This is a genomic window from Aneurinibacillus sp. REN35 (assembly GCF_041379945.2).
Taxonomy (GTDB): Bacteria; Bacillota; Bacilli; order Aneurinibacillales; family Aneurinibacillaceae; genus Aneurinibacillus.
In genome coordinates this window covers 89,716-104,484 of the sequence record NZ_JBFTXJ020000011.1, presented here as the reverse complement: position 1 = coordinate 104,484, position 14,769 = coordinate 89,716, and the positions used below count along the sequence as shown (strand labels likewise).

Annotated in this window: 11 protein-coding genes; 4 read left to right on the top strand and 7 right to left on the bottom strand. The window is 46.2% G+C overall.

The genetic code is table 11. The annotated features are described in order from the left end of the window. Positions 1-171: 171 nt before the first annotated feature. Positions 172-1,149 carry an alpha/beta hydrolase gene (locus tag AB3351_RS18075; RefSeq protein ID WP_371148552.1) on the top strand — a complete coding sequence of 326 codons (978 nt, stop codon included), beginning with the start codon at positions 172-174 and terminating at the stop codon, positions 1,147-1,149. Between the two features lie 22 nt (positions 1,150-1,171). Here the strand turns inward: AB3351_RS18075 and hrpB are convergent, their stop codons facing one another. The 4 genes from hrpB to AB3351_RS18055 form a co-directional block, all read right to left on the bottom strand. Further along, positions 1,172-3,664, bottom strand: a complete 2,493-nt coding sequence (gene hrpB, locus AB3351_RS18070) for an ATP-dependent helicase HrpB (protein ID WP_371148551.1) — start codon at positions 3,662-3,664, stop codon at positions 1,172-1,174. Between the two features lie 28 nt (positions 3,665-3,692). Then, entirely contained in the window at positions 3,693-4,082 is a 390-nt protein-coding gene (locus tag AB3351_RS18065; protein WP_371148550.1) for a (deoxy)nucleoside triphosphate pyrophosphohydrolase, read from the bottom strand. A 19-nt stretch (positions 4,083-4,101) separates the two neighbouring features. Further along, positions 4,102-7,305 carry a DUF3427 domain-containing protein gene (locus AB3351_RS18060; protein ID WP_371148549.1) on the bottom strand — a complete coding sequence of 1,068 codons (3,204 nt, stop codon included), beginning with the start codon at positions 7,303-7,305 and terminating at the stop codon, positions 4,102-4,104. A gap of 112 nt (positions 7,306-7,417) precedes the next feature. Continuing rightward, positions 7,418-8,932 carry a DEAD/DEAH box helicase gene (locus tag AB3351_RS18055; RefSeq protein ID WP_371148548.1) on the bottom strand — a complete coding sequence of 505 codons (1,515 nt, stop codon included), beginning with the start codon at positions 8,930-8,932 and terminating at the stop codon, positions 7,418-7,420. Positions 8,933-9,357: 425 nt separating this feature from the next. Between AB3351_RS18055 and AB3351_RS18050 the strand changes: the two genes are divergently transcribed. Continuing rightward, positions 9,358-9,567 (top strand): hypothetical protein, encoded by a 210-nt coding sequence (locus tag AB3351_RS18050; protein WP_371148547.1) that lies wholly within the window; start codon positions 9,358-9,360, stop codon positions 9,565-9,567. Continuing rightward, on the top strand, positions 9,568-9,765 hold the full coding sequence (locus AB3351_RS18045; protein ID WP_371148546.1) for a YwbE family protein: 198 nt from the start codon (positions 9,568-9,570) through the stop codon (positions 9,763-9,765). A gap of 40 nt (positions 9,766-9,805) precedes the next feature. Here AB3351_RS18045 and AB3351_RS18040 read toward each other — a convergent pair whose 3' ends face one another. The 3 genes from AB3351_RS18040 to AB3351_RS18030 form a co-directional block, all read right to left on the bottom strand. Further along, complete coding sequence (locus tag AB3351_RS18040) at positions 9,806-10,711, bottom strand: LysR family transcriptional regulator (protein WP_371148545.1); 906 nt, start codon at positions 10,709-10,711, stop codon at positions 9,806-9,808. 85 nt (positions 10,712-10,796) lie between these two features. Further along, complete coding sequence (helD, locus tag AB3351_RS18035; RefSeq protein WP_371148544.1) at positions 10,797-13,139, bottom strand: RNA polymerase recycling motor HelD; 2,343 nt, start codon at positions 13,137-13,139, stop codon at positions 10,797-10,799. A 157-nt stretch (positions 13,140-13,296) separates the two neighbouring features. Continuing rightward, positions 13,297-13,956: a class I SAM-dependent methyltransferase gene (locus AB3351_RS18030; protein WP_371148543.1), complete on the bottom strand. Its 660-nt coding sequence runs from the start codon at positions 13,954-13,956 to the stop codon at positions 13,297-13,299. 100 nt (positions 13,957-14,056) lie between these two features. Here AB3351_RS18030 and AB3351_RS18025 point away from each other — a divergent pair, with 100 nt between their 5' ends. Continuing rightward, the gene (locus AB3351_RS18025) at positions 14,057-14,725 is read left to right on the top strand and encodes an SIMPL domain-containing protein (RefSeq protein WP_371148542.1); all 669 of its coding nucleotides are present in this window, start codon (positions 14,057-14,059) and stop codon (positions 14,723-14,725) included. The last annotated feature ends 44 nt before the right edge of the window (positions 14,726-14,769 follow it).

Below are 14,769 nucleotides of genomic sequence, written 5' to 3'. Positions count from 1 at the left end.
ATTTTACCATGCAGTAAATAGCGCTTACAATTTTATTTTTACCCACAAAAATATATGTTCCCTTCTACTTTGTTCTTGACACCACATTCCATTTATTTCTATCATAATTAATAACAATATCAAAAACGATAATAATAAGCTGTGCGATTGCATAAAAAGGAGCGTTTTACTATGTATTATACAGAACAAGAAGTTAGCATACCTAGCGCTTACCCATTGGCAGCTACTCTAGCTCTTCCACAGCAGGAACAAGAGAAACACCCTATAATCATCATGATTCACGGCAGCGGTGACATTGACCGGGATGGAAATGCTAAACAGCTTCATATAAATGCATTCAAAGAGCTAAGCGATAGGATTGCCGCCGCAGGATTTGCCGTTCTGCGCTATGATAAGCGGGGCGTTGGACAGAGCGGGGGAGACTTCCATGAGATGGGGCTATTTGACTTAATCGACGATGCTGCCGCCGTGGTAGACTTCGCCAAGCAGCACCCTCAAATTGATTCGTCTCGCATCATTCTACTTGGCCACAGCGAAGGCTCGATCATCGCACCAGCCATTCATGCACGTACGCCTGTAAACGGAATGATTCTTCTGGCTGGTACGGCTGAGCCATTGTCCGACACTACAGCTTGGCAGCGCAAGCAAATGAAAGAAGAAATAGAGAACAAAAAAGGATTCAGCGGCTGGCTTCTTCGTTTACTCAATGTTTCCGGCAAACTGGATAAAATGAATAACGAACTGCTTCAGAAAATTCAAGACACCACTGAATCCGTTGTTACATTCAAAGGACAGAAAATAAGCGTGAAATGGAACCGAGAGCACGGGCACTATGATGTACGGGACGACCTGAAAAAAATCACCTGTCCCATCCTAGCGATTACCGGCACGAAGGATGTGCAGGTGCATCCAGAGCATGCTGAGCAAATCTGCCGAACCGTACAGGGAGAATGCGAGCATTACCTGATCCCCGAGATGACACATATCCTCCGAAAAACCGATGTTACCAAAGAATTCAGCGTCATATTAAAAGATTATAAGCGGCAGGTTAAGAAGCCTGTTGACCAAGAATTGTCAGATAAAATCGTCACTTGGCTTCACAAGCACTTCTCCTGCTCCCCAAACCAAACTAAAATAGACGAACATTAACGGCTGAGTATTTATATCTTTTTTAGGAGGGGGGGCGAGTTCGATTCGTCGGGATTGCTTCGAGCGGATTATCCGGCCAATAGTGCTTAGGATAGCGCCCCTTCAAATCCTTCTTCACTTCAAAATAAGCGTTGGCCCAAAAACTGGCTAAGTCCTGCGTCACCTGCACCGGTCGTCGTGCCGGTGAGAGCAGGTGTAGCGTTAGCGGCACTCTTCCTCCACCGATACAAGGCGTCTCTCTCCAACCGAACAGCTCCTGTAGCTTTACCGCAAGCACAGGAGCATCCGAATTGCTGTAATCAATGGGAATACGCGAGCCACTCGGCACAGTACAATGTGAAGGAGCGTATTCATCAAGCTGGCGGCGCCGCTCCCAAGGAAGCAGTGCTTCAAGCACCTCCTGCATACGCAAGCACTGTAAGTCACTTCTGCTTCTCATTCCATATAGATGTGGGCCAAGCCAGTCAGCTACCGTCTTGGCAAGCATCGTATCTGAAACATCCGGCCAATCCACTTTTAGACGATGCATAAATATCATGCGCTGCTGAAGCTGTCGAGCAGACTTATTCCATGGCAGTACCCCGAGCCCTTCCTCCGCAATGCCACTGAGAAGTGCCGCAAGAATCGCTTCTGGATTCGGCTCTGCCACAGCGGTATCCTTAAGCGTCAACGCACCTAGCATCTCACGCTTACGTGCTCTAACCGACTGTGCCTCCCGATCCCAAAATACAAGCGTATCCTCCACAATCTGTTCGGCAAAATGCAAGTTCAACAAAGCAGCATCTAGAGGAGCCGCCAGGTAAATCCGTCCTTCAGCTCCCTGATCATCGAGTTGTGCAGCCACAATATATGGTTCATTCGATAAAGGCTGAAGCACGGGAAGCGCGGCACCCCTGCCACTGCGCAGCAAAAAGCGCCCCGTCTCTCTTCTGCTCGCAATTCGATCCGGATAAGCAAAAGCCAGCAGCAGACCACAAGCATCGAACCCCTTGGTCTTATCCAATTTCACTCCGAATTCGCTTCGCCAATGTGCCGCTTCCACAAGAATTCGCTGCCGCACTCCTTCATCAACACGAAAGGAAGCAGATAGCGGAGCTTTTCCCTCATACAAAGCTTCTATACGCAAGCGAATATCAGCCTGCGCTATGCGCTCCGCACGAAATAAATCCCGCTCGCTAAGCAGTGCCGCAAGATCACAGGCCAATCTTCCTTCACCAAGCGGAAGCGCCTGCAAGATCATATGAGCAAGCCTTGGATGCAGTCCGGCTTCGGCCATGCGCCGGCCATGTTCTGTAATCTTCCCTTCGTTATCCACCGCCCCTAACTGCATCAGCACGTCTCTTGCCTGATTAAATGCAGCGGCTGGGGGAAAATCAAGGAATAACAGATCCCCGGGATTAGCTACTCCCCAGGCTGCAAGCTCTAAAGCGAGCGGAATTAAATCTGCCGCAAGAATCTCAGGCGTACTTCTTGGAGCAAGGTATCGATCTTCCTCCTCTGTCCACAGCCGATAGCACACACCCGGTGCTTGTCGTCCTGCTCGACCCTGGCGCTGATCGGCGGATGATCTAGAAACCCGTATCGTCTCCAGCCGAGTCATGCCCGTACGTGGTGAAAAACGCGGCACACGCATAAGTCCACTGTCTATAACGACGCGGACACCTTCTACCGTCAGGCTCGTCTCCGCAATCGACGTAGCCAGCACCACTTTTCTCTGCCCTTTAGGACTCGGTGCAACCGCTGCATCTTGTGCCTCTCGCGGCAAACTTCCATACAGCGGCGCAATATATACAGACGCATCCATCCCCTCCTCGATAAGCTGTCTCTCCACTCGGCGAATTTCTCCTGCTCCCGGAAGAAAGACCAGTATATCCCCCACATCTCTCTTTAGTGCTTCACCAATCGTGCGCACAATCGCCGGCTCGATGCGATCATCTATCCGCTTAGATATATACCTTGTCTCTACCGGATACATCTTGCCTTCACTGACAAGGATAGGTGCATCACCCAGCAGCGAAGCAATCGGCCCTGCATCAAGCGTTGCTGACATCACTAACACACGTAAGTCATCCCGTAGAATGGATTGAGATTGCAGGCACAGGGCAAGCCCTACATCCGCATGCAGATTTCTCTCATGAAATTCATCAAAAATAACAAGTCCTACATCCTCTAATGCAGGATCAGCCTGCAATAGTCTTGTCAGCACACCTTCGGTAATAACCTCGATACGTGTATCCTTGCCCACCCGTGTATCCATTCGAACCCGGTATCCTACCGTCTCGCCAACCTGCTCACCAAGCAGGGCGGCCATATAGCGTGCGGCGGAACGAGCGGCCAGACGTCGTGGCTCTAACATGAGAATCCGGCGTCCCGCAAGCCAAGGCTCATCTAAGAGAGCAAGCGGTACTCTTGTTGTTTTTCCCGCACCCGGCGCCGCTACCAACACCGCATTTACACAAGAATGAAGGGTCTTTTTTACTTTGGGTAGAACGTCTTCAATTGGCAATCTTGTCATGCTTTATCGCTCCACTTTCATTGTTCTATCAACAAATCTTCTCCACTGTCGGGATATCAGCAGGCGCCCATTTCAATTCTTTCAACCGGCCGGGTTCCACCCATTCCAACTGCTCATGCTCGGTAGGACGCAGAACCGCATTCTTATCCACCATCACTGCATAATACGTTAGAAGCCGCACGATAATGTTGGAGTATTCATGGGTAATGTCTGCGATCAACTCGCCCACTTCTATCTCAATTCCAAGCTCTTCTGTAATTTCTCTCGTAAGAGCACTTTCTGCCGTTTCCCCTGCTTCAATCTTACCGCCCGGGAATTCCCACATCCCTGGAAGTGACATATCCTGGGAGCGTAATGCACATAGGATCTTACCTTTTTCTCCTACGATAACAGCTCCAACTACGTCTATTTTCTTCATATTTATCCTCCTGCTTTCTCTAGCGAACAAAATCAATAAAAATATGTTCTGGAAGTAGCTCCGTAAGCCTCCAGACAATATTCATCGGCTTATCTCCGTGACTTTTCATATATTCCGCTTCACCAAGATACATGAAAGGTAGCGTCATACCATGCATCTTCTCGACTTTCCGCACAAAAAGATGAACATGAAGTCCTCTTTCTTTATGTTTAATATAATCACGACCACGCTCTGAATTATGAGAAGTGATGTTCTGAGACTGCCAGTGAAAGTGCTTTTGGTCAATGAAATAATCATGGTAATTAAGATGTTCTTCTACTTTCTCGCCTTTGTTTAAGGTCACAAACAGCAAATAATGAGCTCCAGTCCGACTTACTCCCTCCCGCCAAGAACCTTCTGCAGCTTTAGCGTTAAACAAATAAATCAATTCATTGCGCGTATAATTCTGATATGGAATCACATGCTTTTCATGTTGTAAAAAGTCGGCAGGTCTATATGTACGCTGAAATTCAATTAGCCCGTACTGTATGCGTTCCTCTATATACGTGCGAATCCATGCCGTATTCCAAGTAGAACGAATTAGCTCGTCCCCAATAAAATATCCACCTTCTATTTTACCAAAAGACCATGATTGTTTTTTGTACGGTCTACTTATACGCTCCATCGCTCTGCTAACATATTGCGCATGGTTTTCTCCGCTCAGTTCGATAGAAAAGCGTTGAGAAAGAAATGACAACACGTCGTCAACAGATACTTTACTACGCTGCATACTGAGCACAATTACAGCAAATTCATATGGCCATTTTAACGGAAGAGACTGTTCTAAACGCTTGATAATCTGTAGTTCTAGAGATGAAGTAAGAAGTTTCTTATCCCATATATTCGTATCGCTCATTTTCTTCTTTGTTTCTACCCACGAACCATATTTACGTACAAAGTAATGCAAGCTTGGTGCTTGTGTAGAATAAAGGAAGTCCATAATTTCAGGAGATTGACCGATTTCATGCGAGAATTCTTGATATAAATTTTTCAACATCTGCTGCGCGTCCATGCGAACAGAAGCAATTTTCTCTAGAATATGACGACGTGTAACCTCTTCTAGTTCTACGAAGCATCCTGCAGGCAGATTCTGAAATTCTGTCTCGATGGCTACACGCAAAGCCTCACGGTCAAAAGCACGGTGACTCGTCTGTCCTGCCAATGCTAGTGGAACAACAAAAGATTTATGATAATTTCCTATGAAATCAAGAATCGTCACGTACTCTTTTCCTTCCGCCTTCCGCAAGCCTCTTCCTAATTGCTGAATGAAGATTGTAGGTGATTCTGTAGGACGTAAGAATAAAATGAGATTTAATGATGGAATATCGACTCCTTCATTGAAAATATCCACAGTAAAAATAAATTCCAATGGGTCCGTATCGCTCTCAAGGCGACGAATCACTTCCATTCGGTATTGGGGCGAGTCTTCTCCTGTCAGACAAACCGCACAACAGCCCCTACGGTTAAACTCTTCTGCCATATAACGCGCATGCTCTATGCCAGCGCAAAAAGCTAATGCTTTTCGCCGCTCTCCACAAAATCCATATTTATCCATAATTTCAATAATGTAATCAACGCGCTCATGTGTTTTTAACGCTTTTACCAGCGCTTTCTCCTGGAGCTTTCCGCTTTGCGTTGGAATTTTATTATAATCTACCGTAGCATCTTTCAGTCCGAAGTAGTGAAAAGGAGCTAGCAAACCCTGCTCAAGAGCTTGATATAGACGCACTTCAAATACAACATTGTAATCACATAAAGCAAGCACATCACGACCGTCCATTCGCTCAGGTGTAGCAGTAAGTCCCAACAAAAACTTTGGTTGAAAATATGATAATATCTTCTTATATGTAGCCGCTTCTGCATGATGAAATTCATCTACGATAATGTAGTCAAACTGTTCGCGGGAAAATGAGTATAATATATCATCACGATAAAGAGTCTGCACTGTACTAAATAAAAAAGGATAATCCACCTCTTTTACTGTACCTGTCAGCTTACCCATCCTCTTTGCCTCACCAAATACTGCACGGAACGTATTGCGGGCATTCTCTAATAACTCGTCACGATGCGCTAAGAAAAGTAGTGTTTTTGCCTCATACTGCTTTATATCAAATGCTGATAAATACGTCTTGCCTGTCCCTGTTGCCGCAATAATTACACCTTTGTCATGTCCTCGTTCTCGTGTCTGTTCTAATGCGGATAGGGCTTGTACCTGCATTGCATTCGGTTCAATGGCACGCCGTTCTTCTCCCGCACTATAATCTTGATGGACATCCGCCACTTTTTCTTCAAGAAGTAGAGCCGGACGTTCGATATTTGATGTATATTTTATTTTTTGTCGAGATTGCTGATAAGCCTGGTCGTATGCATCAACCCACCCAGGAGAAATCTGAACTGCCTGCGGGTCCTGCCACATCGTCTCAAATAAATGGCTCGCTGACTGATAGATCGGCAGATGAATCATATCTGGCAGCTTCACATTCCACTCATGTCCACTTTCAATGGCAGAACGCGTCATATTCGAAGAACCGATAATAGCAGTATGCTGCCCGGACTGTCGATAAAACAAATACGCTTTTGGATGAAAAGATAGCGCTCCAGTCTCAAAGCACCTTACCTGCACGTAATCTAACTCCAGCAGACGTCGCAGTGCTTTTGGCTCCGTAATATGTAAGTAGGTAGATGTCAAGATACGGATGCTCTTACCAGCCTGGATCATCTCGTCAAATGCGCGCAGCAGAAGCTGTAGGCCCGACCAGCGGATGAAACTCACCACAAAATCAGCTCTATCTGCAGTCATAAGCTCAAACTTAAGTTCTTTAAAGAAGCTACGTCCTTCCTTCTTCTGATTAGTAATTAGTGAAGGTTCACGCAAAAAAGATTCTCCAGATAGACGCGGAAGCAAGGGAGTGGCAATATCATAGTGCATCATAGATAACGGTGTATAAAGCTCAGTAAACTGCGAAGGTGCCAGTCCCTGTTCTATTTGATAAACAAGATCAACCATTTCGCTATACCGATCTTTGCTTTCAAGTTCTTTTAAGGTATGACCAATTTTTTCAGCAATATACTGTGTAAGCAGTCCAGCATACCTGTTAGGGGCCAAGACATACGTCTCAGCATTCTTTGGGTATTCTTTATCCTTTCTTTTAATCTCTTCATGGAATCCATCGGAGTACTTCATTCTTCTCTCTCCCCATTTTGTACAATCTCTTTTTCGAAATTTTACCATACAGAAAAGACAGAGCGGAAATAATCCTGCTCTGTCTTTGTATATACCATAGATAGTTATGATGTTATTTATTCTTTTTTCGTTGCTGAGACTTTCCTACAGGCGCACGGCCGCCAGAAGGCTGGAACGAGCGGTTTCTGCCGCGTCCACCATCTTTACTGAAACCTTCCTTTTTGAAGCCGCCTTTTCCAAAGCCACCTCGACCGCCACTACCCCGATTACCTCGGTTTCCTTTATGGTCCGGTCTTCTGCGCTTAATCCGCAGCGGCGCTTCCTCCGTCAGCTTCACTGACGTTGTATTCGGCTGCTTGGTCATCAGCTTCAGCACCGCAGACACCAATGTAACGGAATCAACTTCCTCAAGCAATTGCTCGGCAGTCTCACGATACGCTTGCAAGTTCGCCTTCTCAGCCATCTCCATCAGCTTCTCAGCAGTTAATCGCTGCTGCTGCTCGATCGCTTCTTCTTGAGTTGGCGCTTCACGCCAGTCCATCTTCTTCTTCGTTACCGTCTCGATCGTATGAATATGCTCGATCTCTGAAGGCGTAGCAAAGCTAATGGCAATCCCCGTCTTACCAGCACGACCCGTTCTTCCGATCCGATGTACGTAGCTCTCCGGATCCTGCGGCAGATCAAAGTTATAGACATGCGTTACACCGCTAATATCAAGGCCTCTAGCAGCAACATCGGTAGCGACCAGGACATCGATTCTGCCTTCCTTGAACTTGCGCAGCACGCTGTCGCGCTTGGCCTGCGTCAGATCTCCATGAATGCCATCCGCTTTGTAGCCGCGCTTATGCAGCGCTTCAGACAGCTCATCCACTCTGCGCTTCGTTCTTCCGAATACGATCGCAAGCTCCGGTGCATCGATATCAAGGAAGCGGCACAGCACGTCGAATTTATCTCTTTCTGATACTTTCAAGCATTGCTGCGTAATGTTTGATACCGTCATTTCTTTTGCTTTGACGCGAATAATTTCCGGCTCTTTCATAAACTTCTGTGCAATCTCCTGCACAGGCTTAGACATTGTCGCCGAGAATAAGAGGGTTTGTCTCTCTTCAGGCATCTCTTCGAGAATCATCGTAATATCCTCGATGAAGCCCATGTTCAGCATCTCATCCGCTTCATCAAGTACAACCATGTCGATGGCGTTGAGACGAATCGTCTTTCTTCTCATGTGATCCATGAAACGCCCTGGTGTAGCGACGATAATTTGCGGTTTTTTCTTCAATGCACGAATCTGGCGGCTCATATCCTGTCCGCCGTAAATTGGCAGAACGCCAACACCTTTATTTTTAGCAATTTTCGTTAATTCTTCCGCTACCTGTACAGCAAGCTCACGTGTCGGTGTCAAAACAACACCTTGGATATGCTCTTTCTCTTCATTAAGACGGTTAATGAGAGGAATGCCAAATGCAGCCGTTTTTCCCGTTCCTGTCTGCGCTTGTCCAATCACGTCTTTACCTTCTAATGCTAGCGGAATAGTCTGTTCCTGGATCGGAGTCGCCTCTTCAAGTCCCATGTGCGTTAGCGCCCGAACAACAGAATGGTGAAGCTCAAATTCATAAAATGTTGCCAATGTATCCAATCTCCTTCAATAAATATAGATGGTGATTATAAAAGCAAGCAAAAAAGGAGCGCATTCCCTTATCTGGAATACACCCCCTTATCCCTAGATGAAGTATAAACATAATCAAGCAATAACAAACGCGGCGTGCACTTCTAGCCAGCGTATTCTTGACCCATATCATACTGCGCATACTGCCGGGGCATTCCCCGCACAAAGCCGCAAGATTGCTTTCTTATTTTCTTAGCTTTTTAATCCAGTGATAAGCATACCACTTCATGTGTCAAAATACAAATAGCAATCTGCTCATATACGCTCTGTCTATAGAGGTGTTTTTATTCTTCCGTTATACTATAATATTCCCTATATGAACCAAAACATAATCGCCATGCATCACATTCCTTTGGCATTCTGAGATGAAGAGGAGATTTACCTATATGGATAAACAAGAACATCAACAGCCGAGCACTGATGCTCCTGAACGCAAAAAAATCAGCCTACAGGAAGCGATCAAGCAGAAGCTTGCACAGAAGAAGCTAGAACAATCCGGCACGAAGCACGCTGCATCGCATACGAAAACAACACAAAAGATGAAAAGTCAGCAAACAAAAAAGCCAAACAATCAGCGCAAACGCACAGGTGTGTAAATGAGCGGACAATATCGTAAAGATATCTCTCCCGGCCTTCATGTAGACATTGTATTAAAAAAGGATCAGCGAACAGGAGTAACTACGCGCGGCATCGTGAAGGATATTCTAACGAAGGCAAGCTTTCATCCACACGGAATTAAGGTCAGACTGACGGATGGACAAGTCGGCAGGATAAAAGAAATCATTGCTGACTAAGCAGACAGCAAGGCAAAAGGGGCTGTCTAAAAAGCCCCTTTTATTTTTCAAACTCATTTAATACCGTAAAGAATTGTGTGAGAAACTTATAGAAAAGCTCTTCTGTAGGCAGCAGCTTCCTCTCGCTTGGAACGATAACACCTACCGTACGTGTAACGGCAGGCTCGCTAATCGGTACTTTAACCGTCGTCCGAGGAATACTGTCGATGAGTGTGATTTCTGGAATAAGTGTAATGCCGAGCCCGGCCGCCACGAGCCCTTTTATCGCATCAATGTCTTCTCCCTCAAAGGATACAGCAGGCTTAAATCCAATCTGCTGACACGCCTCCATAATGATCTGACGCAGAACAAAGCCTTCAGGAAACAGCACAAATGAATCATTCCGCAACTGATGCAGCATAATGGATGACTTATCTGCAAGCGGGTGATTGGCCGGAAGTAAGGCTACGATATTTTCAAGGAACAAGATTTGGCCTTTAATCCCCTTTACTCCTTTGGGCATTGGGCCGAGCAGTGCCAGATCGATATCCCCTTTTATTACCGACTCGACCAAAGAATGATACGCCCCTTGTCTAAGTTGGAATTTCACATGCGGGTAGCTCTCGCGAAACGCAGAGATAACAGTCGGCAGCGTATACGCAGCTAGACTGCTTGGAAAACCAATACGCACCGTTCCCTTCTCCGGATCAAGCGACTCTTCCACCTCTCGCTTCGCCTTATCAATCATCTGCATCGCCTGCTGCATGTGCTCCAAAAACACTCGACCAATCGGTGTTAGCTTCACATTCCTTCCTTCTCGAATGAACAGGTCAACGCCAAGCTCAGCCTCCAGGTTAAAAATCTGTCGACTGACAGCTGATTGTGCGATATGCAGAGCAAGTGCCGCTTCAGTTACATGTTCTCGTCTGGCTACTTCAATGAAGTATTGAATCTGTCTAAGCTCCATTCTCTTCCCCACCTATCATAATCTCAACGCGGCATGAACCTCCTCTCATTCTCATATGATTTACACCATATTTCAATAAGAATCTCTATTCATATAAATCTGGGGGAAGCGCAGCAATAAACGGACTTACCTTCCCTGTGAAGAAGATATGAAGCTCATGCATGGCCCGAGTACATGCGGCATAGAATAGCTTCCTCTCACTCTCCCTGCCGTACTGCGCTTGCGATCCTTCATAAATAATTACGGCATCGAATTCAACACCTTTAGCCAGATAGGATGGAATGACAAGCACGCCCGGTTCATAAGAAGACGTCTCTTTTTTGATGAGCCGAAGTTGTACTTCATGACGGAGCGCTTCATATGCTTCTTCGCTCTCCTGCGCGGTTTTGCAAATCACGCCGATCGTTTTATGTCCGCGCGCTTCTAGCGCTCCAATAAGCCCAATGATACGCTTCACACGATCTTTTTTGTCTGCTACCCGTATGACTGCCGGCTTCTCTCCACTGCGGTTGAACGGCTCAATTGTCTCTCCACCGGCAATCAACCTGCGTGTAAACTCTGAAATCTGCTTCGTAGAGCGGTAGCTGCGCTGTAGGATGAAGGATTGTGTCGCTTCACCTTCATACAGGGAAAGAAGCGGCGCAAAGCCTGTTTCCTTGTCGGTATGGGGGTAGATTCCCTGATTCAGATCACCAAGCACCGTCATTTTGCTGCGTGGAAACAACCCTTTGATAAATGCAAACTGGAACGGTGAATAATCTTGTGCTTCATCAATAAATACATGCCGAATGGATGTGTTAGTCTGAAATCCCTCTATCCGCTCCTTCAAGTAAAGATACGGTACAGCATCCTCATAGGCTAACTCCTTGCGCTCTATTCTACCGACTGTCTGTGTACAGATCTCCTGCCACAACTCCGGTTGTTCACTTACAGATGCAGAAAAATGAATCGCCGTAGCTTCCGCAAAAATCTGGCTATATATTGCAGGCATATCGATAAACCGCAATTTCTTTACGCGGGCGCGTACCGGTTTGAAACGCTCCTTAACTACCATTGCAGCCAAAAGATCACGCTCACGCTCGAAATCATCGAATGACTCTTCCGTATACCGATTTGCCTGTCGCAGCTTTTTATAGGCGCGCAGGTACGCTTCCTTATCAAGCAATTCAATTTCCTCATCTACCCACGACTCCGCCTTCTCCAGCCGAGCTCGTGCGCTCACTTCTTCAAGCAATGAATCAGCAAGCAGTTGGATCCGATTCGGCAAGGATAAACTCGGATCGAGGGCATAGAACTGCTTCTGAATACGTTCTGCGGAAATTATCGTACTTCCGCGGAATTTGATATCCTTAAACATCATCCCCTCACGTCCCAGGTATTCGGCATACCGATCGATGAGCTTCATAAAATCCACGCTTGCTTTGTACCGAATGCCTGCCATACGCGCTTCGTATCCAGGTTCATCCATAGCCGTAAGTGTATATTCCATCTGAGCAAACGAATCCTCAAGGCGGAATGTCTTCCCGAGCCGGTGCTCAAGATATTCTTGAAATGTCGTCTGCTGCATATTCTCTTCGCCAAGTTCAGGCAACACAGTCGAGACATAGCTGTTGAACATGGGATTCGGGGAAAAGAGCATGATATGATCGGCACGCAGCATCCCCCGGTATCGGTACAGCAAATACGCAACCCGCTGTAGTGCTGCCGATGTTTTACCGCTGCCCGCCGCTCCCTGCACTACGAGCAGACGGCTCCGCTCATCGCGTATGATGCGATTTTGTTCCTTCTGAATAGTAGCTACGATACTCTTCATCTGCGTATCCGCCTGCTTGCCAAGCACTTCCTGCAGAAGCTCATCACCAATGGTAACGCCTGTGTCGAACATGCTATGAATCTGGCCATCCCGAATCATGTACTGCCGCTTTCGTTCTATTATTCCTGCAATCGTGCCACTTGGTGTCTCATATTGCGCGGCACCGGGCGGATAGTCGTAATATAGACTTGATACAGGAGCACGCCAGTCATAAACAAGGAAATCCTCCTGCTTCTCATCAAGAAGCGAAGCAATTCCTAAATAGATACAGTCGGCTTTCGCCTCACCATCTTCTTTAAAATCAATACGACCGAAATAAGGAGATTGTCTAAGCCGTGTTAATGTCTTGATCTGATTCTGAATATGGCTATGGCTGCGCTCTCTCTCAGAGAGCAACTCAGCCTGCTGCTTGATGCTTGCATGTGTTTCTTGCGCCTCATGCGGGTCATCGAAATTGACCGTAACATCATCCCAGAAGTTCTTGCGGATCTCTACAACGTCCGCCCTGATGTCACTGACCTCACGTCCTAGCTCATCAAGCCGCTGACCAATCAATGCCGTTACCCGATCAACTCGCTTCTGTTCTTTTTGCAGCGTCTGTTCTTCCATACTCATGGCTCCACTCCTTTGTAATAACTTTTTTGGTCAGCTTCTTGACATCAAGAAATTTTGATGCTATACTATAATTGGGTAATTATATGGTTGTAAATGAATTTTCTGACCATCTTTTAGTATAGCATGGAATCATCTCCACTTCAATCCTTCTTCGTCTTTATCCTTTCGTTGTCCGTAAGAACGTGCAGCACCTTTTTCCATCCATATATTTGAGTGTCAACCCAAGCGTATCTGCGATATACTTCATCGTTTTTGGCGTATAAAAACCAATATGCGTCTGATCTCTTCGATAATACCAGCGGCAGAATTTCTCATCATCCCGCGGATGATATAGTGTCATAACAGCAAGCAGACCTCCCTCTGCAAGCAAGCTGTTGAACAATGAGAAATACTCCATTGGATGCTTAAGATGCTCCACTACTTCCGTACATGTAATCAAATCATATTTCTTGCCTTCGTATACTTTCTCGGGAGCATAATATATATCATAAATATCCGTACAGTATCCGTATTCCTCCGTTAATATCTTGGCAAGCACCGGTTCAGGCCCGCTTCCAAAATCAAGCGCCCGCTTTCCATCCCCGATATACTTCTCCACAGTTCGCCTGTAGAAATCCCTAAACATATTGACGTATCCTTCATCCTCATACGAATTATTATGAAGATCATACTCTTTTTTTTCTTCTTCACTTGAGACAATCTTCTCTTCATCCTCGAAGATGAATTCACACCGTTCACACTCGTAATAACGAATAGTAAATTGTTGATCATATATTTCTCTTGTACCTGTTCCACATATCTTGCATGTCGGATTCATTATATTTTCTCTCCCTGCCAATCAATCTTTAAGGAATCTTACGCCCTGATGATAAGTACATTATACCGTACATTTCTTATCAGAAAGGTGGATGACTCCTATGTATTACACACAAATGCACCCCACGACGCCCATCCCATATGCACGTGATGACCATAGAATAATCAAGGTCTATGGAGTAGGTAGCGTTTCCGCAGCGCCGGATCAAGCCATCATCACACTTGGTGTGGTGACAGAAAATCCAAACCTCCAAACCGCACAGGCAGAAAACAATCAAGCCATGACACAGGTTATCCAATCGCTGCTTACGCTGGGCGTTCCTAAAGAAAACATGAAAACAGTGACGTATCGCGTCGAGATGCAGTATGACTATGATGATGGAAAGCAGACATTGCGCGGATACAGCGTCACACACTTGCTCCAGGTTACAATAGATCAGATTGAGCAGACCGGGCGTATCGTTGACACAGCTACAGCCAACGGAGCAAATACCGTTACCGACATTCGCTTTACGCTCACCCAACCGGAAGCTTACTACAATCAAGCCATCTCCTTAGCCATTCATAACGCCCAGCAAAAAGCTGTCGTGATCGCGCAAACCCTTGGTGTGCATGCAGGCAAGGCACCTACCCGAATTATCGAAAGATCCGGCACGGCAGTTCCGCCCCCATCTGAAACGTCCCTCTATGCCAAAAGCGCTCCTTCTCCCATCCAGCCCGGAGAATTAAAAATTTCTGCTGAAGTCGAAGCCGAGTATGCTTACTTTTAACGCTCCCGGCACATTTTATAGCCACAATTTCTTTAAAAGTTATC